Below are 25,052 nucleotides of genomic sequence, written 5' to 3'. Positions count from 1 at the left end.
AGACTTGGGTGCTGCCAGCCGTTGACAGTCCCGCGGTCTCCGGGCACGATCGGTTGCAATCGTTTGCATGCTAGGAGGCCGCGGATGACCGCCCCACTTCGTCGCCGTACTGTCCTGCTCGCCGGTGGAGCTGTGCTCGCCGGCGGCGCCACGCTCGGCGGCGGTACCGCCCCGGCCGCCGCCGGCCTCGCTCCGGACGCGCAGGTGGCGGAGATCCTCCGCCGGATCCGCCCGCCGCGCTTCCCGGACCGCCGGTACGACGTGACGGACTTCGGTGCCGTCGGCGACGACGCCACCGACTGTACGGCGGCCTTCCGCGCGGCGATCGAGACGTGCCATCGCGCCGGCGGCGGGCATGTCGTCGTACCGGCCGGCGACTACCGGACCGGCGCGGTGCATCTGCTCAGCCGGGTCGATCTGCACCTGGCGGAGGGTGCGCGGCTCGCGTTCAGCCAGGACCCGGCGGCGTACCTGCCGGTCGTGGCGACGCGGTACGAGGGGACGGAGTGCTACAACTACTCCGCTTTCGTCTACGCGTACGGGCAGCGCGATATCGCGGTCACCGGCAAGGGCATTCTCGACGGTCGCGCGGACGCGACGCACTGGTGGGACTGGACCGGCGGTCCGCCGCCCAACGAAGGCCCGGACAAGACGTTGCTGCTGCAGCTGGCGGCCGACGGGGTCCCGGTCGAGGAGCGGGTGTTCGGTGAGGGTCATCACCTCCGGCCGAACCTGCTGCAGTTCAACCGCTGCGAGAACGTCCTGCTCGAGGGGATCACGGTCAAGGACTCCCCGATGTGGAACATCCACCCGGTGCTGTGCCGCAACGTCACCGTGCGCGGCGTCACCGTCGACAGCCCGCACGGGCCGAACAACGACGGTATCGATCCCGAGTCGTGCACCGACGTGCTGATCGAGGACTGCACGATCTCGACCGGCGACGACTGCATCGCGTTCAAGTCCGGCAAGGACGCGGACGGGCGGCGGGTGAACGTTCCGGCCCGGTACGCCGTCGTACGGAACTGCGAGATGGCCGACGGGAACGGCGGCGTGACGGCCGGGAGCGAGACCAGCGGCGGGGTGATGGACATCTTCGTCCGCGACTGCCGGATGAGCAGCCCGCACCTGGAGCGCGCGATCCGGATCAAGAGCAACCCGCAGCGCGGCGGGACGATCGCGAACATCGACGTACGGCGCGTCGAGGTCGGGCAGGCCGCGGACGCGGCGATCGAGATCGTGCTCAACTACGCGAACGTGGTCACCGGCGCGTACCCGCCGGACGTACGCGACATCACGATCAGCCAGCTCACCGTGGCGTCCGCGCCGCGCGCCCTGAACCTGCTCGGCCTGCCCGACGTCCCGCTCCGCGACATCCACCTGCACCAGTGCCGCTTCGACGCGATGACCGAGCAGAACGTCATCGAACAGGTCGAAGGCCTCCGCCTGAACCAGGTCTGGATCAACGGCACCCGCGTCGACAACTAAGGAGCCCTCCGATGGATGACCTGACCAGAAAGAACTTCCTCCGCCTGGGAGCCGCCGCAGCCGTCGCGGGCACCGCCGCAAGCCTGAGCACCGTTCCTGCCGCCGCTGGCTCTGCCGGTTCGGCCGCAGGCGATCCGGGGCCGGGGTGGGGGCATGTCGGGCACATTCTCGCTACCGTGCAGCCGCCGCGGTTTGCGGCTCGGGACTTTTCGATCGGCGCGTTCGGGGCGGTGCCGGATGGGGTCACGCTGGCGACGGAGGCTATCGCGAAGGCGATCGACGCCTGTCACCGTGCCGGGGGCGGGCGGGTCGTCGTACCGCCGGGGACGTTTCTGACCGGAGCGGTTCATCTGAAGTCGAACGTCAACCTGCACGTGTCGGCCGGTGCGACGCTGCTGTTCAGCAGTGACCCGGAGCAGTACCTCCCGCTCGTCCTGACCCGGTTCGAAGGTCAGGAGCTGATGAACTACTCGCCGTTCATCTACGCCCGCGACTGCGAGAACATCGCGATCACCGGCACCGGCACCCTCGACGGCGGCGCGACCTGGGAGACCTGGTGGTCCTGGACGGGCCCGGGCGGCGCGGACGCCCAGACGCTGGTGAAGATGGTGGCCGACGGCGTACCGGTGCAGGACCGCGTGTTCGGCCCCGGGCACCATCTGCGCGCCGCGTTCATCGAGACCCAGTCCTGCCGCAACGTGCTGATCGAAGGCGTGACGATCCTGCGATCGCCGTTCTGGGAGGTGCACCCGGTGCTGTCCCGCAACGTCACCGTCCGCGGCCTGCACATCGACACCCGCGGCCCGAACAACGACGGCGTCAACCCGGAGAGTTCGCAGTACGTGCACATCCACGACTGCACGTTCAACTGCGGTGACGACTGCGTCGCGATCAAGTCCGGCAAGGGCGCCGACGGCCTGCGGATCAACGTGCCGTCGGAGAACATCCTGATCGAGAACTGCACGATGAACATCCGGTACGGCGCGATCACGATCGGCAGCGAGATGACCGGCGGCGTCCAGAACGTGTACGTCCGCAACTGCACGCTCGGCAGCCAGTACCTGTACTTCGGCCTGTACATCAAGACGAACTCGGTCCGCGGCGGCTTCGCCGAGAACATCTACCTGCGCGACCTCGAGATCTCGAACCTGACCAAGGAAGTCGTGTCCTGCAACTTCTACCGCAGCGAGGGCGACGTCGGCCCGCTGACGCCGCGGGTCCGCAACGTCGAACTGCGCAACGTCAACGTCGGCCACGCGCGCAACGCGTTCTCGATCTTCGGCTACCCGCGCTCGCCGATCCAGGACTTCCGCCTGATCGACTGCACCTACGCGAGCATCGACTCGCCGAGCTCGATCCAGGACACCGAGCTGTCGTTCCAGAACTTCACCGTCAACGGCGAGCTCATCACCGACCCGGCGCAGCTCCTGTGACAGAACACGTACCCGGCTGGCCGGACGTCGACCGCATCCTGGCCGACGTCCGGCCGCCGGTCTTTCCCGCCGTCGACTTCCCGATCACGTCGCACGGAGCGGTCGAGGACGACGCCACCGCCGGCATCGCGGCGGCCGTCGAGGCCTGCAGCGCGTCCGGCGGCGGCCGCGTCGTCGTACCGCCCGGCACCTGGCACACCGGCCCGATCCACCTGCGGTCCCACGTCGACCTGCACGTCTCCGAGGGAGCCACCCTCCGCTTCAGCACCGACCCGGCGGACTACCTGCCCGTGGTCGAGACGCGGTACGAAGGCGTCGAGGTGCTCAACTACTCGCCCATGATCTACGCGAACGGCTGCACCGACATCGCGATCACCGGCACCGGCACGCTCGACGGCCAAGGGTCGTGGGACACCTGGTGGCAGTGGTTCCACGAGTGCGACGAGGAGTTCAAGCGGCTCCGGGAGCAGAGCTGGTACGGCGTACCGCTCGCGGACCGGGACGCCGGACAGCGGCTGCGGTCGAGCTTCGTCCAGCCGTACAACTGCACGAACGTGCTGATCGAGGGCGTGACGCTGGTCCGCTCGCCGTTCTGGCAACTGCACCCGGTGCTGTGCCGGAACGTGACGATCCGCGATGTTGTGATCGACTCCCAGGGGCCGAACAACGACGGTATCGACCTGGAGTCGTGCCGCTCGGTGGTCGTCAGCCGGTGCGTGATCGACGCCGGCGACGACTGCATCGCGCTCAAGTCCGGGCGCGAGGCCGACGGGCTGCGGGTCGACGTACCGACCGAGGACGTGCTGATCGAGGACTGCGAGCTGCGGGTGAAGTACGGCGCGATCACGCTCGGGTCGGACCTCACGGGCGGGATCCGCAACGTCTACGTCCGCAACTGCCGGATCGACGGGCCGTACTTCGCGTTGTACATCAAGACCAACGCGGTGCGCGGCGGGTTCGTCGAGAACGTCTACCTGCGCGATGTCGCCGTGGCGAAGGTGCTGAAGGAAGTCGTCCAGTGCAACTTCTACCGCGGCGAGGGCGAGGCCGGCCCGCTGACGCCGTACGTGCGGAACGTCGAACTCCGCGGCGTGCGCGTCAAGCAGGCCCGCAACGCCCTGCTGCTGCGCGGCTACCGGCACTCGCGGATCGAGGACTTCCGGCTCCTGGACTGCGACTTCACCGTCGACCAGCCGAGCACCGTGCAGCACGCCGCCCTGAGCTTCGACAACGTCACCGTCAACGGGAATCCGATCAAGGACGTCCATCAGGTGCGGTGACGTACCGAACAACGGGTAGTGGTCCGTCTGATCGACCGCCGCGCTGCCTCGCCCCCGTGGGCGAGGCAGCGTCACGATGCACCACTACCCGTTCTTCGGTACAGCGGCTACGGCAGATGGGCGCAGTTGACGTCCAGGTCCCAGAGAATGACCGACAGTGCGTAGGGGCTGATGGTGTGGTCGCCGTGGGTGGCGTCTTCGAGTAGCTCCCAGTGGCCGTTCGACTCGTTGCTGACCGCGTCGGTGCCGATCACCGCGATCCGCTGGCGGACGGCGGCCTCGTACGACCGGTGGCCGACGCCGTTGAAGCAGCAGTCGTCGAAGCGGTTCAGGATCTGCATCTGCCGGCGGTGCTTGCCGACCGCGGCGAGCGCGTAGAAGTCCGGGAAGTCCGCCAGCCCGTAGAGCCCAGGCTGCTTGTCCAGCCGCTGCTCCCAGTCCCCGCGCGTCGGACTCGGCTTCGGCGAGCCCGGCCGGACGAAGAACGGCAGTGAGCCGGCCGTCGGGTACGAGCGCGTGATCCGGGTGTCGAGCGCCGGGTAAACCGTCGTCGCCCAGCCGCCGCCGGAGAGCCCGATCATCTGCACGGACGACGGGCGGTACGTCGCCTGGACGTGGTTCATCGCGACGGCCAGCGGCTCCATGAACAGCGCGAGCGGCGAGTATTTCTCCGACTCCCACAGCGGCAGGTCGTTGTGCGACGGCTGCAGCTGGTTGGCCGGGTTCGCCGGGTCCTGCAGGGTCTTCGGGTTCCAGTGGTAGAACGGCATCGCGAACAGCAGCACGGTGTACCCGTGGTCGAGCAGGCCCTGCGCGACCCGCTGCATCGTGTCCAGGCCCTCGCCGTGACCGTTGTGGTAGAACGCGACCCGGCGGTGCGTGCTCTGCACCGGTTCGAGGACGAACACCGTGGCGACGTACCCGAACGGCATCGCCACCTCGAGCTTGTCGTAGCGCCGTACGCCGGTGAATGCGGGCAGCTCCGGCGGTACGCCGACGTCCCGCCGGACCGTCGGCAGCCCGGTCGGCAGCACGCCGGTGTCCTTGAACACCTGCGCGACCAGCTGCGGGCGCAGTGCGTCCGCGTCGGCGGCGGTGTGGATCTTCATCAGGTCCTCGACGTCGACGCCGACGACCACCTGCGGCAGCGTCTTGTACGTCGCCGCGTGCGCGGCCGCGATCTCAGCGTTCACCGGCGCGACGGGACGCGGCGCCGGGTGCGGCTGCACACCGCCGGCGGGGACCTCCGTCGCGGCCGCGCTCAGCGGCCAGCCGGTCGCGGCGCCGGTCGCGGTGCCGGCTGTCACGGCGAGAGCACCTCCGAGAATGGCCCGACGGTTGACGTTCTTCATGATGGATCACCTTTCGAGGCGGGGAACGACCGGGTGCCAGCCGCCGAACACGGACGCCGGGTCGCGCAGCTTCGCTGCCTCCTCGTCGCCGAGCTGCCGGGAGCACGCGAGTCGTGTGGTGGTGTCGAGCGGACGGCCGGTCAGGTCGGTACTGCGGTACTCCCAGAACCGGAGCTGACCGGCGGCCGCACAGTCGTTGGGGCTGGTGATCAGCCAGCCGGTCTTCTTCACGTGGCTGTCCATCGCGGAGTCGATGAAGACGGCCTGGCTCGCCGGGAACCGGCTGAGCTCGGCGCGGGCCAGGAACACGCTGTCGTCGGGCACCTCCGGCGCCCGGGTCAACCGGACCCGGACGAAGATGTTGCCGGGCCCGTTGTCGATGTTGCGGACCTGGTTGTAGTAGCCCTCGTGCAGTGCCTTCAGCTCCGAGTCCTGCATGAACACGCCACCGGTCCCCCAGACGAAGTCCACGTCCCCCTCGACGTAGCTGTTCGTCACGAACGCCTGTCCCTGCAGGCGGAGGCTGTCCTGGTAGCCGAGGATCCGGACCCGGGCCAGCACGATCCGGCTGCCGTTCCCGAAGAACGCCTCGGCCTGCGAGCCGCGGTACGGCGTCAGGTTGCGCACGGTCAGGTCCGACATCGTGAAGTCGTCGGCGAACACCGCCATCGCGGACCGCCAGCAGTTGAAGCGGTCGGACTGCGGGATCACGCGGCGCTGGCAGTACGACTCCTCGACCGGGACGCTGCCCATCGCGGAGTCGCCGTTCAGTAGGTTGTTGTTGGGGTACCCGATCACCGTCCTGCCGGCGCCGGCGCCGCGGATCGTCAGGCCGGGCTTCGTCGGCGGCACCCAGACCAGCTCGCGGTACATCCCCGGTCCGACGTCGATCGACGCCTTGTGCCCCTCGCCGACGAAGTCGATCGCCGCCTGCACGGTGCAGAAGTCCGCGCCGCCGCGGGCGTCCACGCGCAGCTCGTCGTCGGCCAACGGATCGCGCTGCGTCCGGAAGCGCCACTCGTTCGCCGCGGTGATCCCGGGGTGCCCGACCACGAAGCCGGGGTCGACCGTCACGTAGTACAACTGGCCGGGCGCGAGCCGCTGATGCGGGTGGATCTTGACGGTCCGGCCGTCAACGACGACTGCCTGGTACGTCCAGATGTGCACCTGGTCGTAGTCGGTGCGCGCACCGCCGACTGTGCGGTGGTACGACGTGAGGTCGGCCAGGCTGATCGTGTCGACGACCTCGCCGTTCGCGCGGTGGATCCGGAGCTTGCCGGTGACACCGAGCTGCACCGGTCCCTGGAAGGTGAGGCTGAGCGGGGTGTCCGTGCAGGTCGCTTCCTCGACGTCGACCGGGGCGAGCTTCGGCTTCCCGGTCGGTCCCGTCGCCCAGCCGGTCAGCTGCTTCAGTACTGCGGTGAGCTTGCCTGCGGCGACCTGGTGACCCTGGACGTTCGGGTGCGTGCTGCCGTTGAAGTCCTGCGGCCCGAGCCAGCCCGTCGTGTCGACGTACACGATCCGGCTGTCGTTCGCGGCCGCGACGGCTGCCTTGATGTTGTCGGCGTGCGTGCCGTTGAAGGGGCGGAGGGCAACGATCAGCGCCTGCGGTTCGGCGGCGCGGATCTTCCGCAGATAGGCCAGGTACGCCGGGGTGAACTCGGCGCTCGGGTAGGCGGCGTCGTTCGTGCCGAAATTCACGACGACGGCCTCGGGGTCGAAGCCGGTGGCCGGGAAGCCGGCCAGGTTCCAGCCGTAGGACTCCGCGGCAGTGCCGACGCCGCCGTGCCCCGGCTGCAGGATGGCCTGCTTGCCGAAACCGACCTGGTTGGTGTCGGCGCCGAACGCCTTGCCGACCAGGTGCGGGTACGCCTTGGTGCCGTCGGCGCAGTCGGTGCCGAGCTGCGGGCAGAGTGCCATCACGCCCTGGGTGATCGAGTCGCCGTAGAACTCGATCCGGTGCTCGGCCGTGGTCGGCAGCGGGATCAGCTTGGCGCCGGGTGCGAGTTCGATCTTCTCGAGGACGACGCCGGTCTGCAGCGGCACGGTCCAGCGGTTCGCGTACTCGTCGACGTCCTTGACCAGGATCTCCGCGGTGTGCGCGACGTTGGGGTCGAGGCCCTCGGCGAACACCTTGCGGTCCGCGTCGACCTTGTGCAGCGCGGGCGTCTGGCCGTCGATCGCGACGTACAGCTGGGCCGGGACGGTGATCGACGCTGTGTCGAAGAGTGCGCCGAGCTGCGAGCCGGTGAATCGGAAGCGGACCGCGGAGCCGGAGTTCACCGTGATCGCGACGTCGTCGTCGCGCCCCCAGTGGCCGTCGAGCTCGATCCGCGGGTCGAACGGCCCGTACGTCGCCGGGTTCGCCGCGGTCGCCGTGGTGGCGGACGCGGTGAGCAACCCGGCCGCGGCGAGCACGGCCAGACACAGACTTAGCAGACGATTTCGCACGGCGGTCTCCTCGCGCGGACCGCCACAACAGAAGCCCGGGGCGGTAGGCGGGTAATCCTTTTCCTCGCTACCGTCGCAGCGCGGCGCAGTCACGTCAAGAGGTCGTCCGCACAAATCGGGAAAAGGTTTACATCGTTCTGTCGGCGGCGATCCGAGCGTTGCTCGTGGTCAAATGGGGTCGTGCGAAAGCCTCCAGCGAAGACCGCCGCCCGGGCCACGATCCATGACGTGGCGCGGCTGGCCGAGGTGTCGACGGCGACCGTGTCGCGGGTGCTGAGCGGCGGGAAACCGGTGTCGCCGGAGGTCAGCGAGCGGGTCCGCGCGGCCGCGCAGGACGTCGGGTACCGCCCGAACCCGGCCGCGCAGACGCTGTTGCGCGGGAGCAGTCGCACGGTCGGTGTCGTCGTACCGGATCTCGGCAATCCGTACTTCGCGGAGATCCTCAAGGGCGTCGCCGCCGAGGCGGCCGCCGACGAGCACCACACGTTGGTCGCCGGCACCGACGAGGACCCGGAGCAGGAGTACCGGTCCGCGATCGAGCTCGCCCGCTGGGTCGACGGCCTGCTGCTGTGCGCGCCCCGGATGAGCACGCCGCGGCTGCGCGAGGTCGCCGCGGCCGCGCGCCGCCTGGTGCTGATCAACCGCGTACTCCGGCACCCCGCGGTCGGGTCGGTCGTCGTCGACTACCACCTCGGGGTGCGGGCGCTGTGCGAGCATCTCGCGTCGCTCGGCCACAAGAAGATCGCGTACCTGCAGGGTCCGACGGCGGCGTGGTCGGATCAGCAACGCCAGCGGGGTTTCCGCTCCCCCCAGGCGTCCGGGCTCACGATCGTCCGGGTGCCGTGCGGGTCGACGCTGACGGACGGGCGGGAGGCGGTGGAGGAGGCGCTCTCGTACAAGCCGACCGCGTTGATCTGCTTCAACGACCACGTCGCCGTCGGCGTCCTGAGCCGGCTGCGCGAACTCGGCCTGTCGGTCCCGCGGGACATCTCGGTGGCCGGCATCGACGACGCCCCGATGAGCGCCCACACCGATCCCGGCCTCACGACGTACGCCGCCTCCACCGTGGAGGTCGGCCGCCAGGCCTGGTCCCGCTTCGCCCCCGACCCCACCCCCACGACCACCCACGTCCGAGGCGAACTGGTCATCCGCGCATCCACCACCCACCCACCCCGCCGCCGCCACTGATCCACTACACCCACCCACCCACGCTGCCACGGCCGCTGACCCGCTGCCCCGCGCCACTGCCCCCACCGCCCCGCTACCCCGCGCCACGCCCCACCGCTCCGGCCGCCACGCCGGCCCACGCCACCCCCAATCAGCCCACGCCGCCAGCCCCTGCCGACTCACCGCCGGCCGCCGCACCTGCCGAGTCGTGGCGATTGGCTCCGGGTGGATTCGTCGAGTCGTGGATCGCGGCTCCTTCTTGCAGCCGAATCCCACGACTCGGCGAACTGGCGGTGGGTTGCGAGTGATCTGCCGGGCTGTCCGCGGACACGACGCGGGGACCTCGACCACTCCACGGTGAGCTTGGACATCTGAGCAGATGTCCAAGCTCCCGCCTACCTGTCCAAGGTTCGGCCGAGCCCGGGCTGCTCGGAAACAGGTCGACACCAGATGCCGCAGATGTTCCGCACAGCGCGCGGGCGGTGTGGTCGGTGCGTGTGCCGGCGGTGGGTGCAGGCGGTGCGCAGCGCGGCCGGTGGGGTCGGGTTCGGTCAGGCGGGGGTGGTGAAGTGGTAGGTGCCGGGGGTGACGCGACAGACGGTGGTGTTGGCGGTGGGTTCGAGTGGGGTGAGGCCCTCGGCTTCGGACAGTGGGCGGCCGGACTCCCGGGTTGCGCTGGGGTCGCTGGTGGGGATCTGGATGGTCGCCTCGGCGCCGGGTGGGATCGTGACGTCGAGTGCGAGGGTGCCGTCGGACAGTTCCCAGCGGGTGGACACGCGGCCGGAGGAGATGTCGTACGACGCCTCGGCCCAGGTGAGGCGGCCGCCGGGGCAGGGCTTGATGACGAGGTCGCGGAACCCGATCGACTCGGCGGACTGGCTGATGCCGGCGACGTCGCCGTACAGCCACTCGCCGACCGAGCCGAGCGAGTAGTGGTTGAACGAGTTCATCGCCACCGGGCCGAAGCCGTTCTCCTCGGTCCAGCCGTCCCAGCGCTCCCAGATCGTCGTCGCGCCGTGCTTGATCGAGTACCCCCACGACGGGTACCGGTCGTCGTGCAGCAGGTCGTACGCGAGCTCGGCGTACCCGTACTTCGTCAGGATCGGGCACAGCAACGCGACCCCGGCGAACCCGGTGGTCAGCGACCGCTCACGCCGCTCCAGGTCCGCGACGAGATGTTTCACCGCCACCTGCTCGGCCTGCTCCGGCAGCAACCCGAATGCCAGCGCCAGCAGGTACCCGGTCTGCGTGTCGCCGCGGATCTTGCCCTCGGCATCGACGAACTCGGCCACGAACGCCGCCGCGATCTCATCCCGCAACGCGCCGTACGCCGCCGCTTCGTCGGTCAGCCCGAGCACTCGAGCCGCGGCCGCCGTGAACTGGACGCTGCGCGCGAAGTACGCCGTCGCGAGCACGTCCCGATCCGTGCGGACGCCGACCTGCAACCAGTCGCCGTAGTGACCGCTCGTCCGGTTCCGCCAGATCAGGTCCGGGTTGGCCCGGTGTACGTAGTCCACCCAGCGCCGCATGACCGGCCACGCGGTGCGTAGTACGCGCTCGTCGCCGTAGATCTTGTACAGCGTCCACGGCACGATCGTCGCCGCGTCCGCCCAGGCCGGTGTGCCGTGCCGGCCGGTGATCACGTGCGGGATCACGTCCGGGATCGCGCCCTCGGCGGTCTGCGCTACCGCGAGGTCCGCGTACCAGTTCTCGAAGAACGTCAGCACGTCGGCCTGGTACGCCGCCGTCGGCAGGAAGATCTGCGCGTCGGCGGTCCAGCCGAGCCGCTCGTCGCGCTGCGGACAGTCGGTCGGCACGCTGACGAAGTTGCCGCGCTGTCCCCAGCGGATGTTGCTGAGCAGTTGGTTGACGCCCGGATCCGAACACTCGAAGCGGCCCGCGACCGGAGTGTCCGAGTGCAGGACCCGGCCGACGACGTCCGCGGTCGTCAGCTCGCCCGGATACCCGGTGATCTCGACGTACCGGAAGCCGTGCACGGTGAAGATCGGTTCGAAGAACTCCTCGGCCGCACCGGCGCTGACGAAGTAGTCCGTCGCGTCAGCCGTGCGCAGGTTCGCGGTGTACAGCTCGCCGTCGGGCTGCAGCATCTCGCCGTGCCGGAGGCGGATCCGGTCCCCTGCCTGGGCGCCGCGCACCCGCAGCCGGACGCGGCCCGCCAGGTTCTGGCCGAGGTCGACGATGAACCGCCCGGGCTCGAGCGCCGTCACCGCGATCGCCGGCTGGTCCGCCGTGACCCGGACCGGCTCGGTCGGCGCGGCGATCAGCGTCGACACGTCGCCGCCGACGTCACCCGCTGGCGCCCAGTCGCTCGCGTCGTACCCCGGGCTCGACCAGTCGCCGAGCTCGAGGCGCGCGTCGTACGACTCGCCCATCAGCAGGTCGGCGAACCGGATCGGGCCGACGTGCTCGACCCAGCGGCCGTCGGTCGCGACCACGGTCCGCGAGCCGTCCGGGTGGTCGACGACGAGCTGCGCGAGGAGCTGCGGCTTCTTGCCGTAGTGGTGTGCGTGGCTGCGGGTGTCCCAACCGACGTACCCCGACCACCAGCCCTCACCGAGGACGGCTCCGATCACGTTCTCGCCCTGGCGCAGAAGTTCCGTCACGTCGTACGTCTGGTAGGCGAGGCGCTCGCGGTAGTCGGTCCAGCCGGGCGTCAGCTCGTCGTTGCCGACCCGCTGGCCGTTGGCGCTGAACTGGTACAGGCCGTGCGCGGTCGCGTAGAGCCGGGCCCGGGTCACGGGCTGGGTCAGCTCGAACGCACGCCGGTAGTACCGCGGCGGCGCGATGGTTGCCTGCCGCACCGTTCGCGGCTCGGCGCGGTCCACCGGCGGCTCGAAGTACGGGTCCGTGTCGTAGTCGTGCTCGATCCAGTGCGCGGCCCACTCGTCGTCGTGGAACAGGCCGGTGGTGAAGGACGCCTCGGCCGCGGACACAGAACCCGCCGAGTCGCGGACCTCGAGCTGCCAGGTGTAGTCCGTCTGCGAGGTCAGCGGCGCGCCGCCGTGATCGACGGACGTCGACCGCTCGGTGCGCCAGCCGCTGTCCCAGACCTGGACGCCGTCGCGCGACACCCGGACCCGGAACGCGTCCTGCTGATCGCCGCGCTTCGGCGACGCGAGCCGCCAGCTCAGCCGCGGTCGCGCCGTACCGATCCCGAGCGGGGCCGTGCGGTGCTCGCAGTGCAGGTCGTACGCCGTCAGGCCTGAGAGCCCTGACTGCTCAGTCGGCGGCTCGGACAGCACCCAGTCAGTTGTCACCAGGACCACTCCGTCTCGGGTCGGTGGAGCTCGTACTCACGCAGGCCGCCCGCGTGTTCCGGACGGTCGCCGTACATCGGGCGGGACCGGCCCGGCGGGTCGATCGCGATCACGTCGTCGCCGCGCCAGGTGGTGCGGAACTCGTTGCCGGCCGCAAGCTCCGTGGTGGTCTGCTCGACGACGGGGAACGTCACGGTGATCCGCTCCCCCGCCGCCGCCTGCGGGATCGACAGGTACCCGTCCGGCGCCCAGATCCGCTCGGCGCCGGTGCGGACGTCGTCGCCGCGCCGGAGCTCGAGCCGCGCGTATCCGGCCCATTCCGGGATCCGCAGCCGGAGCTCGTCGATCGGCTCGTTGACGTGCAGCTCGACCTTGCCCTCGACGGGCAGGTGGCTGATCACGTCGACGGCGTGGTGCCCGCGGGTCAGCAGCACGTTCACGCGCGTCAGCCGGTTGTCCCCGGTGACGATGCTGTTCCAGGCCCAGAAGAGTCCTCGTACGCCGGATCCGACACAGCAGGCTTGGACGTCGTTCGTGTGCCCGCGGCCCAGGGGTACGTCGGACACGTAGTCGTTCGGCGCGCCGTACCCGCAGAACGCGCCGAGCACGCGCTCGCCGACGTCGACGTACGTCCGCCAGCCCGGCTCGTCCTGGGAACGGTCCGGCGCGGACTCGACCCAGCTCACGTCCTGCAGCTGCGACGCGGCCAGGTGGTTGCGGACGAAGCGCTCGACGACCGCCCAGTACTGCGTGAGTCCGTTGCCGGCCAGCGTCGTCCCGAGGCCGACGAGGTCGACGAGTGAACAGGTCTCGTGCTCGTACTGCTGGTCGGCGAGGTCACCTGGCGTCCAGCCGAACCTGGTCGCCTCGCCGAGCACCCAGTCGTAACTGCGCCGCACGAACTCGGTCAGCCCGTGGTCGCCGGTGTGGCGGGCCAGCCGGGCGAGGCCTTCGAGCGTGCCGACGCGGGTGTGGAAGTGGCCGCTGCGGTACGCGCGCGCCGGGTTGAAGCTGCCGTCCGCGTTGTAGACGCCGCTCTTGTCGACGATCAGCCGGGCGAACCACTCGCACAGCTCGAGCGCGTCGGCGTTGCCGGTCGCCTGGTGGTAGCGCAGCAGCGGCATGATCAGCCGGCCGGAGAACGACGCGGGGTCGGGCGCGAGGTGCAGGTCGATCGCGTTCGACGACGGCCAGCCGTCCTTCGTGTACTCCGACGCGGGGTAGAACCAGACGTCGCGCTCCTTGATCGCGATCCGCTTGAGCGCGGCCACCTGGCGGTCCGCCGCCTGCCGGGCCTGCGGGTCGTCGGCGGCGACCACCGCGGTGGTCATCGCGAGCAGGGTGGCGCGCTGGTCGATCAGGTTCGCGTTCGGCAACCAGTGGCCCTTCGGGTGCGCCTGGCGGTAGGTCAGCCCGTCGTCGGCGAGCAGCGCGAACAGCCGCTGCCGGTACCGGTCGGCGATCTTCTCCCAGCGCGGGTCCCAGTCCTTGCCGCCGGTCATCTGCCGGGCCAGCAGGATCGCGTCGGTGAGCCGGCCGTGGCTGGAGCCGTAGTCCCAGTCGCCGTGGTCCATCCGGGCCGGGCGGGCCAGCAGGTTCGCGCTGAAGAACGGGATGCCGTCCAGGTCCTCGTCGGCCAGGCCGGTCACCGCGTTCATCGCCAGCGCGGCCCGGTTCTCGAGCAGCAGGGTCGCTGGGATCGTCGCCATGAGGAAAACCTTTGCCCTTCTCGGGCCGCACTGTCAACCAGCTATCCACAGGTTGGCCGATCGGCCTTGTTTTCTTGAGGTTTCCCGACGGAGACTGGGACCTCCCGAGCCAAGGAGAGTCCTGATGCCAGCAGCCGCCGAGGTCGTCGCGACGTACCTGGTGGAGACGTACCTCCCCCTGGAGCAGGCCGCCGAGGCCATCGCCGGCGAGCAGTCGACCGGGACGTTCGTGAAGGTGGCGCGCGAGACCGCCGAGCTCCGGGAGCGGTTCGCCGCCCGGGTGGTGGCCGTCGAGGAGCTGCCGCCGACGGGGAACCCCGACCTTCCCGGGGCCTCGGGTGACGAGCGGAAGCGCAGTGCGTACGTGCGGATCGCCTTCGGACTCGACAACTTCGGGCCCTCACTGCCGAACCTGCTGGCCGCCGTCGCCGGGAACCTGTTCGAGCTCCGCCAGCTGGCCGGCATCCGGTTGCTCGACCTCGACCTGCCACTCGCGTTCGCCGAGCGTTATCCCGGACCGCAGTACGGCGTCCGCGGGACGCGCGAGCTGCTCGACCGGCCGGACGGCGTGCTGCTCGGCACGATCGTGAAGCCAAGCATCGGTTTGCCGCCCGATGAGCTCCGGCTGGTCGTCCGTGAGCTCGCCGAGGCCGGGATCGACTTCATCAAGGACGACGAGCTGATGGGCAACCCGCCGCACTCGCCGCTCGCCGAGCGGGTCGCGGTGGTGACCGAGGAGCTCGGCAAGGTCGCGGCCCGGACCGGACGGCGGCCGATGTACGCGTTCAACATCACCGACGACCTGGACCGGATGGCCGCGAACCACGACCTGGTCCGCGCGGCCGGCGGGACCTGCGTGATGGTGTGCGTGAACCTCGTCGGCTTCAGCGGCCTCGCCTGGCTGCGGCAACGCTGTGCGCTGCCGATCCACGGGCATCGCGCGATGACCGGCGTGTACACCCGCGCTCCACAGCTGGGGATCGACTACGTCGCCTGGTCCAAGCTGGCTCGGCTGGCCGGGGCGGATCACCTGCACACGAACGGCTTGTCGAACAAGTTCTACGAGAGCGACGAGGAGGTCCTGCGGTCGATTTCTGCCGTGCGTACGCCGTTGCTCGGCGGCTACGAGACGCTGCCGGTGCTGTCGTCAGGTCAGACGCCGGGGCTGGCGCCGGAGACGTACCGGCAGACCGGGACGACGGACTTGCTGGTGCTGGCGGGTGGCGGGATTCATGGTCACCCGAGCGGTGCGGGCGCCGGCGTTACCGCGATGCGCGCCGCCTGGGCTGCCGCCACGTCCGGGACCGAGCTGAGCGCGGCCGCGCGCGAGGTGCCGGCGCTGCGGGAGGCGTTGGAGGCTTTTGGCGGCGGTCGTGGTTGAGGCGGCGTTCTACGGGGACGACTTCACGGGGTCGACCGATGCGATGGTGCAGTTCGCGCGGGTGGGTCTGCGCGCCGTACTGCTCGTGACGTTGCCGTCGGCACCTGAGTTGCGGAGGCTTGCCGAGCAGTACGACGTGATCGGCGTGGCCGGGGTCGCGCGGTCGCTGCCGCCCGACGAGCAGGAGGCGGAGCTGCGTCCGGTGCTGGAGGCGCTGCACGCGCTCGGGCCGCGGATCCTGCAGTACAAGGTCTGCTCGACCGCGGACTCGTCGCCGACCCGCGGGAGTATCGGGCGGGCGCTCGAGGTCGGGCGTGAGGTATGCGGACCGGCCGTCGTCCCCGTGCTGATCGCACAGCCGGAGCTGGGCCGCTACACGGTCTTCAGCCACCACTTCGCCGCCGAAGCCAGCACAATCCACCGCCTGGACCGCCAGCCCACCATGTCCACCCACCCCTCCACCCCCATCCACGAATCCGACCTCCGCCACCACCTGGCCACCCAAACCACCCTCACCATCAGCTCCCTCCACCTCACCACCTACGACGCGGTCTCCTACGCCAACCTCCCCGCCGACGCAGTAATCCTCGACGCCCTGACCGACGACCACCTGCGCACCCTCGGCCCCGCGATCCTGCAGACGACCAGCGGACCGGCCTTCGCGATCGGCTCCGGTGGGCTTTCCCGGGCGGTCGCGCTCGCTCTCCGTCCGGACGGTGGTTCGGCCGCTCCACCGCACGTCAGCGCGACTGGCCCCGTGCTCGTCGTCTCAGGCAGCCAGTCGCGCCGCACCGCCGAGCAGATCGAACACGCCCGCTCGGCCGGCTGGACAATCCTGCCGCTCACCGCCGACGCACCGACCCAAGCAGCCAAGGCCTTCGCAGCCGGCGCCGACGGCGTCGTCGTCCACACCAACAACCTTTCCTCCGACGACCTCTCCCAAGTACCGACCGCCTTGGCCGACGTCGTCCGCACGACCGCCGTACGCCGAGTCGTAGTAGCCGGAGGAGACACCTCAGGTCAGGTACTACGCCAACTGGACGTCACCGCCCTGGAACTGACCCGATCCCTCGCGCCCGGCGTACACCTCTGCCACACCACCTCGCCGTACCTCGACGAAGTCCTGCTCAAGCCCGGGCAGCTCGGGCCGGTCGAGTTGTTCACAGAGTTTCGGTGGAGGTGAAGTGGAAGTCCTGGACCGGGGACTGTGGAGTGTCGTGGATTTCTACGGTGCGTGGGGTTGAGCGGGACGTGAGGTTGGTGACGGTGATGTTGCGTACGACTGGGGCGTGGCCGGCGAAATGCGGCGGTTCTGCGTGGCGGGTGGTGATCAGGACCGCGGACTTGGTGACGGCGTCGACCACCATGTCCTCGACGGTGATGTTCTCAATCACGCCGCCGCGTTCGGAGTTCGTCTTGATGCGGAGTGCGTGGTCGACAGTCCCGGTGACACGCAGGTCGCGGGCGTGGACGTTCTGGACGCCGCCGGACGCCTCGCTGCCGATCGTCAGGGCGCCGTGGCCGGCGGTGAAGCGGCAGGACTCGACCAGGACGTTCCGCGACGGCCGCCCCACCCGGCGCCCGTCGTCGTCGCGGCCTGACTTGATCGCGATGCAGTCGTCCCCGGTCGTGAACGAGCAACCGCTGATCACCACGTCCTGACACGAGTCCGGATTGCAGCCGTCGTTGTTCGGCCCGAGCGAGTCGACGGTCACACCGCGGACCAACACATCGGAGCAGAACACCGGATGCACCACCCACATCGGAGCGTTGACGATCCGCACGTCCTCGATGCGCACCCGATGACACCCGTACGGCTGCACGAAACTCGGCCGGAACCCATGCCCCGGCGCAAACACCCGCTCCTCCACCGGTACGTCGTCCGCGACCCACCGCAACAGCCGCTCCCAGTCAGCCCGCGGCCGCGTGTCCCGCCACCAGTTCTCCGTACTCGCCCCACCATCGAGCGTCCCGGTCCCCGTCACCGCGACATCCGTCTCGTCGTACGCATAGATCAGCGGCGAGTGACTGAAGCACTCGATCCCCTGCCACCGCGTGCGAACGATCGGAAACACCAACGGATCCGTGAGGAACCGCAGCGTCGCGCCCGCGGACACATGCAGTTCGACGTTGCTGCGCAGCCGGATCGGCCCGGTCAGGAACTCCCCCGCCGGTACGACGACCCGGCCGCCCGCGTCGACCGCCTTCGCGATCGCCGCCGAGCAGTCCGCACCGGGCTCGGCCCCGTAGTCGGTGATCAGCCGGTCAGTCAGCACGCAGCGACCCGATCCGGAGCGCGTTCGCCAGCGGCACCGCGATGACCCAGCTGGGATTCCAGGTGTTGGTGTGCCCGCGGCGCTGCCAGTGCGTCTGGAAGACGGCCTCGCCCTGCTCGCCCGGCAGCGGGAAGTTCCAGTCCCCTGCGTGCGCCGCGATGCCCTGGCTCACGGCTTGCATCGTCGTCCGGGCCGCGGCGACGTACTCCGGACGGTCGGCGGCCAGCCCGAAGGCCAGCAGTTCGTACGTCGGGAAGAACACGTCGAGGTGATGGTTCTGCACGCTGACCGACGGCCAGCCGACGGCGTTGAACCCGGCCGCGTGCAGCGGCGAGTCCTCGTCCTGCTCCGGGGACCACACGTACACCCAGGTGAGCAGCCAGTCGGCGGCGACCTCGCACCAGTCGGCGTACAGCGGATCGCCGGTCCGGCGGAAGAGCTCGTAGGCCGCCATGAAGTAGTACATGCCGGCCTCCTTGTCCTCGCAGGCCGCGTCCAGCGTGGAGCGCGCGAACGGGCGGTCGAAGGTCCGCGCGTGCTGGTCGTGATACCGGGACAACCAGATCGTTGCGTCCGACAACAACGCGGCGTCGTCGAGGACCTCGGCGGCCTTCAGCGCCGCGAGGACGCACGGCACTCCCGCCGACGAAACCGTCGTCGACGCCGGACTGCCGTCCAGGCGCCAGCCGACCGGGAACGTCCCGTCCGGCAGCTGGGCGCCGCGCAAGTAGCTGACGGCCTCCCGGAGCGCGTCCAGCCAGGACGGCGGCACCGGCTCGTCGTACTGGCGGAACAGCAGGATGATGTCGGCCACGTCGGCGATCGTCTCGCCGTACGCCCGGCTGGAGATCATCGGACGGTTGCCTGCCCGGAAGCTGGTCCAGCGCCGGGCGGTCACCTGGTAGGCGTTGTGCCGCAGTCCCGGCGTGGGGGTCGGGCTCCCGGCCAAGTAGAACTCGACGGCGGCCCGGCAGCGGTCGATGCGCAGCCGGTCGCGCCTGGCGAAGCCGAGCTGGGCGTCGCACCAGGCGAGCTTGAGCGCCTGGCCGGTCCAGCCGTAGAGGAAGTCGCGGGGCTTACGTGGACCGTTGCCCGGGATCTCGCTGAACTTCGTGTGCCCGGCCACGGTCCCGGCCCGGTACCACCTGTTGTCCAGGGCAACCGTCTTCCGCTCCACGAGCTCCGCGAGCGGCAGCCCGGCCGCGCCGGGAGTCGTGAACAGGCTCCGCGCGGTCCGGACCAGGTGCCGAAACGCGTGCCCGCGCAGCTCCTGCCGCCCCCAGTCGAGGACCAGCTGCTGGGTGTGGACCTCGCCCGGCCGCAGCGTCAGGTACCCGTCGTCGGTCGTCTCGGTCTCGGCCTTGCTGACGTACCGGACGTCCTGCTTGCCGTCGAACATCAGTACGCCGCTGAGCGCCGCGATGACCGGCCCTTCCTGCCGAAGCACGCCGAGCGAGCCGTACCGGACTTGACCGTCGCCCGAACGGCGCGCCTGCGGCCGCGAGAACAACGACAGCCAGCGCCGCTCCCGCCCGTCGCGCCACTCGAGGTTGACGCCCGGGATCGGGAGCCGGTCCTCCTCGGCGACGAACCCGCCGCCCGGCGTGTGCCCGACGCGCGGTACGGCGCGGGCCGGATCGGCGGACGGGTTGTCGTTGTAGATCAGCCCCGGCATCGTGAGCCGGCTGTCCTTCACCCGGCCCAGGTCGAGCAGCAGCCCGACGGCCAGCTCCGCGAGCCGGCGCCTGCTGGTGTTGCGCCAGCGGACCTCGAGCTCCAGCCGGTCGCCGTCGTCGAACGTCAACCGCACCTCGACGGCGATCGGCCCGGTCCGGCAACCCGCCCGGTGCTCCCCCGGCCGCCGCGAGATCCACCAGCCGTCGGCCTGCAGCGCGTCGACCTGCCACGGGCGGCCGGCGGAGCAGGTGAGCAGGTCGGCCAGCGGTCGTTCCAGATAGACCGGCCCGTCCACCTGGCCGAACTGCAGCACCACCCCCGCGGGTGTCCGCCGCAGCTCGGCCTGGCGCGGCCCGGACGTGAGCGCGGGCATCAGGACGCCCGGCGGATCTGGATCGCCTGGTACTGCGTCCCTGGCAAGCGGACCGTCAACGTGTCGGTGACTGTTTCGCGCGTACGACGTACCGCGTGGTTCCACACGTCCAGCACCTCGACGTCGTACTCGCCCTCGGGCAGGCTGAACGTGCGGTCCGGAAACTGGTGCTCGCCGAGGTACTGCAGGTAGTACGAGCCAGGCACCGCGAGCGTCGGCGCGTCGCGGTAGTCGTCGATCGGCTCGACGCCGTCGGGCAGCTCGTCGAGGACCTCCCGCAGCAGCCGCAGCCGCTGTACGACGACACCCGCCGGGCGCGGACCGCCGTCCGACCACGGCCCGTCCTCGGCGTCGACGTACCACTCGCCGTGGGTCACGTACGCGCCCCGGACCGTCCCCTCCCAGATGCGGGTCAGCATCTCCTCCGGGCGGAGGCTGGTGTCGGGGGTCGTGCCGTTGCCCTCGTGACCACAGGCGTCGACGAAGACCGGCTTGGCGAAGTCCCGGCGCAGCGCCGAGACACCGCGGAGGTTCTCCAGCCGCACGCTGAGGTGGGTCAGCCACGGCGGTCCGGGATCCGTTGCCTCATGCATCGAAATCAGGTGGTGCGCACCGTCCAGCTCGGCGATCAGCTCCGCGAGCCGCCGCGCGTCCGGTGTCGCTTCCAAGCACCAGGTGACGTTCCGGTACGCAGACAGCCGGTTGACCGCGTCGCAGACGACACCCTCGTCCGGCGGCAGCACCACATCAGCCACGATGTCCGCCACCAGCAGATCGCGCACCTGCTCCTCGACGGTGGCGCCGTGCCGGAGCCGGACGCGATTGAACGGCGACGCGACCAGCGCCGACCGCGCGGCAGCCCACTGGCCGGCCGCGCCGAACCAGGCCGTCGTCAGCGGGTGGTACGGCGTCCCGTCCGCCCACCGCAGCGCCGTCCCTGACCGGCGAACCGGCCCACGCGACGTCGCGGGCGTGCAGGTGATCGAGCCGCCGTCGTACTCCCAGACGCCTTCGAGGTCAGGGCTGAAGCGAACGAGCCAGCCGTCGCCCGACCGGAACGACTCGGCGTACGCGGAGGCGCCGCTCGGGTGCCGGAAGACCAGGCTCGCCGGTCCGGGCACAGGCAGTTCGAGCACGTCCCAGCGTGCTACTGACGTCATCGGGTCCCTCTCAGGGCGAGGTACGGCGTGGCGGGCAGTGGGATGCGGCTCGGGCCGGCGTACTCGGCGAGCGGGGTGATCGTCATCGCCCGGGTGTCGATCAGGTCGAAGTGGAACGGCGTACCGTCCGGCAGGTCGAGGTCGACGGCCGACGGCTGCCGGTCGCCCAGGTAGTGCAGGACGCACCGCTCGCGGTCGAGGTCACCGTCCGGTTGCCGCGGCAGCCCGGCGAACACCGCCCGGAGGAAGTCGATCCGCTCCGGGCTCTCGCCGTACAGCCGGCCGCCGACCGAGATCCACGCCCGCGTCTCCCGGTCGACGAAGGACTCGCCGTGCCCGACGTACCCGCCGAGCGACATGCCCTGCCAGAACCGGTGCACCAGCTCGTCCGCGGTCAGGTTGCCCCAGCGCCGGCCGGCGTTGCCCTCGTAGCCGATCTCGTCGATCACCACCGGCTTCGGGCACTCCCGCCAGTCGGCGACCTCGCCGCCGTCCCAGTGCTGCACGCTCTGGTGGGTGATCCACGGCTTGCCGAAGTCGTACGGCGAGAAGATCTCGTACATCTTGGTGCCGTTGTGGATCGACCGCAGCCGCTGGTACGGGTCGTACCGCTGCACCAGCTGCAGCAGCCGGTCCCAGTCCGCGATCGTCTTCTCGTGGTTGAAGTCGTACTCGTTCGACAGCGACCACCACACGTTGCGGTACGCCGCCAGCCGCGCGACGACGTACCGCAGGAAGGCCGCGTCCTGCGCGGGCGTCAGCCGGTCGAAACCCCAGACGCCCCGGTCGTACGGGTGGAACAGGATCAGGTCGGCCTGGACGCCCAGCGCGAGCAGATCGGCGACCCGGCTCTCGAAGTGCTGGAAGAACACCGGGTCGAAGCGCTCCACGTCGACCTCGCCCGGTGTCGCGCCGGCGAACGGGGTGCGCTCGGGACGCATCCCGTCGGTCGGCAGCAGGCACATCCGGACCTTGTCGAAAGGTGCCTCGCGCAACGACTCCAGGGTGAGCTCCTGGAGTTCCTTGGTCTCGTACGTCCAGTGGTAGCAGGTCGTCCCGACGCAGTCGTACCGGGTGCCGTCGGAGTACGAGAAGTGGTGCCTGCCGAGCACCTCGACCGGGCCGTGGTTCCCCGGCCCCGGCGGCCCGCACTCGAACGAGCCGCGGTGCCCGTCGAGCTCGGCGGCCGAGCTGCTGGTGACGTAGTCCCAGTGGCCTTCGCGGTCCGGTGAGAACCGGGCCCGGTAGGTGCCGTCGCCGTCGTAGAAGCCGTCGACGGTGACCATCCGGTTCCGGAACTGGTAGGTGACCTGGAACTCGACGTCCGCGAACGGGTTGCCTTCCGCCGGCCCGGACAGGGTGAGTTCGTGCAGGCCCCACTTCTCGATACTCATGGCAATCGGTCTCCTGCCTGGATCCACTCGGGCGCCAGGATCACGTGCTTGATGGTCTTCCGCAGGTACGAGTACGCGACGTGCAGCCGGCCGTCCCGGGTCTGCAGCAGCGTCGGGTACGAGTAGCCGAACTCGTTCTCGCGGTACTCCTCGTCCTGCACCTGCAGGTTCCGCCAGTACGGCCAGGTGGCGCCGTCGTCCTCGGACAGCGCCAGTGTCAGCGGGGTGCGCAGGGTCTTCCGCCGTACGCCGCCCTTGCCGTCGTCGACCCAGCGGAACTGGTCGCGTTCGGCGGAGGAGTCGTTGAACACCATCACCAGCCGGCCGTCGGTCAGCCGGAGGACCTGGATGGCGGAGTTGTTGTTCGGCAGCGCGGTCCGCTCCGGGGAGGTCCAGGTGCGGCCGTTGTCCTTGGACTCCGACCGGTAGATGCGGTCGGCGGCGCGGCTGCGGAAGTAGCCGACGAGCTCACCCGGCGACAGTTCCACGATGCTCATCTGCACCTGCCCCACCGCGTCGGGCACCTCGACCGTCGACCAGCTCTCGCCGCGGTCCGTGCTCAGCTTCAGCACGGTCCGCTCAGCCGACTTGTCACAGTCGTACGCCGGCAACAACCAGTCGCCGTTGCTCAACACCAAGATCGGGTTCCGGACGAAACTCCCGAGCTGGTCGAACAACACCTCACTCCGCTCCCAGCTCGATCCCCCGTCGTGCGACACCCGCCGAATCACCCGAGACGTCGACTGGTCATGCGGTTCGTTCGACGTATGCAACAACCAAACGTCACCCCCCGCAGCCCCAGAACTGTCGGCTGAAGGCGGGGGTACGAACAGCAGCGGGTTCTGCTCTGAGCGGTGTGGGTCGGACGACAGCTGTACTGGCGGCTGCCAGGTGTCTTCGCCGGCCGGGAGGCGGGACAGGACGATGTTCGTGTCCGGTTCGCCTTCGCCGGGGCCGTTGAACCAGGCGCAGAGGAGGTCGCCGGCCGCCGTCTCGACGAGCGTGGCGGCGTGGCTGTCGCCGGGGTGGACGGTGGGCAGGAGGGCCGCACCCTCGCGGATGCGGCCGTCGAACCTGGGATCCGTCACCATGTGAGCCCGCGGGCGGCCTGCGCCTTGATGTAGTCGGGGATGTCCTGCGTCTCGGTGACCAGCAGCGACGAGTCGACGTCCATGCCGTCCTTGAGCACGTGCTGCCGGAACACCTTGTACAGCGGGATGTCCCAGTACTCGGTGTTCTGGTAGTTCTTGATCACCGCGTTGTCGCCCCAGTACACGGCCGACGTGTCGATCGCCGCCAGCTCCGGGATCGCCGTACCGAACGCGTTCACCACCGCGTCGGTCTTCAGCACCGCCTTCATGCCGTACGACGAGATCCGGGTCTGCATCTCCTCCGACACCAGGTACTTGACGATGTCCAGCGCCGCGGCCTGGTGCTGCGACTGCGGCGGAATGAACGCCGCCCGGGTGTCCGGCTGGTAGATCGTCGTCGAACCGCGGGACAGCACCGGCATCGAGGTGACGCCGATCTGCACGCTCTTCGCCCACTCGGCGAACTGCGCCGCGTCGTCCTCCTCGACGTAGTACGAGCTGAGCGCGTACGCGTTCAGCTTCGACAGGTTGTTCACCGCCATCGCGAGGTGGCCGGGGAAGCTCATGTCGCCCTTGAAGAAGTCGTCCACCGTGGTGAAGTTGTTCCGCGGGATCATCAGGAACCGGTACAGGTTGTTCGCGACGGTCTTCCACTCCGCGCTGGTCAGGTTGACCTGCACGTCCGCCGGCGCCGGCTGCTCGCTGGACCCGGGTACGAACGGGTACAGCCCGAGCTGGTTCATCGCGAGGTAGTTGTCCGGGTGCTGCATGTAGCCCTTGTAGTGGTGGATCCCGTCCTGGCGCGTCAGCTTCTGCGCCAGCTTGAAGACGTCGTCGTACGTCGATCCGACCGTCGGGTACTTCACTCCGAACTTGTCGAAGATCAGCTTGTTGTAGAACAGCAGGCTCTCGTCGATCCACAGCGGGACGCCGTACAGGCCGCCGTCGGAGCGGGACTTGATCTGCTCGACCGAGCCGAGGTTCAGCGCGCCCAGGTCGATGCCGGCCTGCTGCACCAGCGACGTGATGTCCTGGGTCCAGCCGAGCGGCTCGAGGTCCCGGTCGATCCGCAGCCGCGGGTCCTCCAGGATCAGGTCCGGCACCCGGCCGGCCTTGGCCAGGTCCTCGTACCGGACCGGGTAGTCCCAGGTGGCGTACTTGATCTTGACGTTCGGGAACTTGGCCCGGATCGCGGCACCGAACACGGTGTCGAAGTACCGGGTCGCCTCCCGGCCGTCGTCGTTGCCGCCGAGCTCGAACGGCTTGAAGTTGGCCGCGAACACGAACAGCTCGTCGTCGGCGACCGAGAACGGCACGTTGTACCGGTTCGGGATGTCCACGACGCCGGCCGCGGAGGCGGTGTTGCCACGGGCGTTAGTCGTGGTGGAGCTGGTGGCAGCAGCGGCGGCCGGTGCGGCCTGCAGCGCGCCGCCCAGAGCGGCGAGCCCGCCGATCAGGGCGCTGTTGCGGACGAAGCCGCGCCGGGACATCCCGGCACCGGACTCGGGGCGCTCGGCAGGGGTGGAGGTTTCAGACATGGACGGA

General features: G+C 69.9%; 16 protein-coding genes. 6 read left to right on the top strand and 10 right to left on the bottom strand.

What is annotated here, in order from left to right:
• Positions 1-84 precede the first annotated feature (84 nt).
• The 3 genes from ABN611_RS23505 to ABN611_RS23495 all read left to right on the top strand — a co-directional run bounded on the left by ABN611_RS23505 (position 85) and on the right by ABN611_RS23495 (position 4,198).
• Positions 85-1,485: a glycoside hydrolase family 28 protein gene (locus ABN611_RS23505; protein ID WP_350274380.1), complete on the top strand. Its 1,401-nt coding sequence runs from the start codon at positions 85-87 to the stop codon at positions 1,483-1,485.
• Positions 1,486-1,715: 230 nt separating this feature from the next.
• Positions 1,716-2,918 (top strand): glycoside hydrolase family 28 protein, encoded by a 1,203-nt coding sequence (locus ABN611_RS23500; RefSeq protein ID WP_350274379.1) that lies wholly within the window; start codon positions 1,716-1,718, stop codon positions 2,916-2,918.
• The gene (locus tag ABN611_RS23495) at positions 2,915-4,198 is read left to right on the top strand and encodes a glycoside hydrolase family 28 protein (RefSeq protein WP_350274378.1); all 1,284 of its coding nucleotides are present in this window, start codon (positions 2,915-2,917) and stop codon (positions 4,196-4,198) included. The genes ABN611_RS23500 and ABN611_RS23495 overlap by 4 nt, the downstream gene beginning before the upstream one ends.
• A 107-nt stretch (positions 4,199-4,305) precedes the next feature.
• Here ABN611_RS23495 and ABN611_RS23490 read toward each other — a convergent pair whose 3' ends face one another.
• Positions 4,306-5,550, bottom strand: coding sequence for a hypothetical protein (locus tag ABN611_RS23490; protein ID WP_350274377.1), 1,245 nt, complete (start codon positions 5,548-5,550; stop codon positions 4,306-4,308).
• A 6-nt stretch (positions 5,551-5,556) separates the two neighbouring features.
• Positions 5,557-8,001 (bottom strand): pectinesterase family protein, encoded by a 2,445-nt coding sequence (locus ABN611_RS23485; RefSeq protein WP_350274376.1) that lies wholly within the window; start codon positions 7,999-8,001, stop codon positions 5,557-5,559.
• Between the two features lie 180 nt (positions 8,002-8,181).
• Here ABN611_RS23485 and ABN611_RS23480 point away from each other — a divergent pair, with 180 nt between their 5' ends.
• The gene (locus tag ABN611_RS23480; RefSeq protein ID WP_350274375.1) at positions 8,182-9,189 is read left to right on the top strand and encodes a LacI family DNA-binding transcriptional regulator; all 1,008 of its coding nucleotides are present in this window, start codon (positions 8,182-8,184) and stop codon (positions 9,187-9,189) included.
• A gap of 530 nt (positions 9,190-9,719) precedes the next feature.
• On the opposite strand, the gene ABN611_RS23475 is transcribed toward ABN611_RS23480, so the two are convergent.
• The gene (locus ABN611_RS23475; protein ID WP_350274374.1) at positions 9,720-12,446 is read right to left on the bottom strand and encodes a family 78 glycoside hydrolase catalytic domain; all 2,727 of its coding nucleotides are present in this window, start codon (positions 12,444-12,446) and stop codon (positions 9,720-9,722) included.
• Positions 12,443-14,155: a hypothetical protein gene (locus tag ABN611_RS23470; RefSeq protein ID WP_350274373.1), complete on the bottom strand. Its 1,713-nt coding sequence runs from the start codon at positions 14,153-14,155 to the stop codon at positions 12,443-12,445. Before ABN611_RS23470 ends, ABN611_RS23475 begins: the two co-directional genes overlap by 4 nt.
• 124 nt (positions 14,156-14,279) lie before the next feature.
• Between ABN611_RS23470 and ABN611_RS23465 the strand changes: the two genes are divergently transcribed.
• Complete coding sequence (locus ABN611_RS23465; RefSeq protein WP_350274372.1) at positions 14,280-15,536, top strand: RuBisCO large subunit C-terminal-like domain-containing protein; 1,257 nt, start codon at positions 14,280-14,282, stop codon at positions 15,534-15,536.
• Complete coding sequence (locus ABN611_RS23460) at positions 15,529-16,719, top strand: four-carbon acid sugar kinase family protein (protein ID WP_350274371.1); 1,191 nt, start codon at positions 15,529-15,531, stop codon at positions 16,717-16,719. Before ABN611_RS23465 ends, ABN611_RS23460 begins: the two co-directional genes overlap by 8 nt.
• Here the strand turns inward: ABN611_RS23460 and ABN611_RS23455 are convergent.
• From ABN611_RS23455 to ABN611_RS23430, 6 genes are read right to left on the bottom strand one after another with little or no spacing between them, the layout of a single operon-like run.
• Positions 16,697-17,812, bottom strand: a complete 1,116-nt coding sequence (locus ABN611_RS23455) for a glycoside hydrolase family 28 protein (RefSeq protein WP_350274370.1) — start codon at positions 17,810-17,812, stop codon at positions 16,697-16,699. The genes ABN611_RS23460 and ABN611_RS23455 overlap by 23 nt on opposite strands.
• The gene (locus ABN611_RS23450) at positions 17,802-19,862 is read right to left on the bottom strand and encodes a hypothetical protein (protein WP_350274369.1); all 2,061 of its coding nucleotides are present in this window, start codon (positions 19,860-19,862) and stop codon (positions 17,802-17,804) included. Before ABN611_RS23450 ends, ABN611_RS23455 begins: the two co-directional genes overlap by 11 nt.
• A complete protein-coding gene (locus ABN611_RS23445) occupies positions 19,862-21,022 on the bottom strand; it encodes a DUF5605 domain-containing protein (protein ID WP_350274368.1) in 1,161 nt (386 codons plus the stop codon). The genes ABN611_RS23450 and ABN611_RS23445 overlap by 1 nt, the downstream gene beginning before the upstream one ends.
• Positions 21,019-22,416, bottom strand: coding sequence for a DUF5060 domain-containing protein (locus ABN611_RS23440; protein WP_350274367.1), 1,398 nt, complete (start codon positions 22,414-22,416; stop codon positions 21,019-21,021). Before ABN611_RS23440 ends, ABN611_RS23445 begins: the two co-directional genes overlap by 4 nt.
• Positions 22,413-23,504 (bottom strand): sialidase family protein, encoded by a 1,092-nt coding sequence (locus tag ABN611_RS23435; protein ID WP_350274366.1) that lies wholly within the window; start codon positions 23,502-23,504, stop codon positions 22,413-22,415. Before ABN611_RS23435 ends, ABN611_RS23440 begins: the two co-directional genes overlap by 4 nt.
• The gene (locus tag ABN611_RS23430; protein WP_350274365.1) at positions 23,501-25,045 is read right to left on the bottom strand and encodes an extracellular solute-binding protein; all 1,545 of its coding nucleotides are present in this window, start codon (positions 25,043-25,045) and stop codon (positions 23,501-23,503) included. Before ABN611_RS23430 ends, ABN611_RS23435 begins: the two co-directional genes overlap by 4 nt.
• Positions 25,046-25,052: the final 7 nt, after the last annotated feature.

Source organism: Kribbella sp. HUAS MG21 (assembly GCF_040254265.1).
Lineage (GTDB): Bacteria > Actinomycetota > Actinomycetes > Propionibacteriales > Kribbellaceae > Kribbella.
Note: the sequence above shows the minus strand (reverse complement) of the source record. Positions and strands in the feature narration are given on the sequence as shown.

What these genes read in the sequence shown, in the direction of transcription:
- ABN611_RS23505 (WP_350274380.1), top strand. Translation starts at nt 85, where the DNA reads ATGACCGCCCCACTTCGTCGCCGTACTGTCCTGCTCGCCGGTGGAGCT.
- ABN611_RS23490 (WP_350274377.1), bottom strand. Translation starts at nt 5,550, where the DNA reads ATGAAGAACGTCAACCGTCGGGCCATTCTCGGAGGTGCTCTCGCCGTG.
- ABN611_RS23470 (WP_350274373.1), bottom strand. Translation starts at nt 14,155, where the DNA reads ATGGCGACGATCCCAGCGACCCTGCTGCTCGAGAACCGGGCCGCGCTG.
- ABN611_RS23465 (WP_350274372.1), top strand. Translation starts at nt 14,280, where the DNA reads ATGCCAGCAGCCGCCGAGGTCGTCGCGACGTACCTGGTGGAGACGTAC.
- ABN611_RS23450 (WP_350274369.1), bottom strand. Translation starts at nt 19,862, where the DNA reads ATGCCCGCGCTCACGTCCGGGCCGCGCCAGGCCGAGCTGCGGCGGACA.
- ABN611_RS23445 (WP_350274368.1), bottom strand. Translation starts at nt 21,022, where the DNA reads ATGACGTCAGTAGCACGCTGGGACGTGCTCGAACTGCCTGTGCCCGGA.
- ABN611_RS23440 (WP_350274367.1), bottom strand. Translation starts at nt 22,416, where the DNA reads ATGAGTATCGAGAAGTGGGGCCTGCACGAACTCACCCTGTCCGGGCCG.
- ABN611_RS23430 (WP_350274365.1), bottom strand. Translation starts at nt 25,045, where the DNA reads ATGTCTGAAACCTCCACCCCTGCCGAGCGCCCCGAGTCCGGTGCCGGG.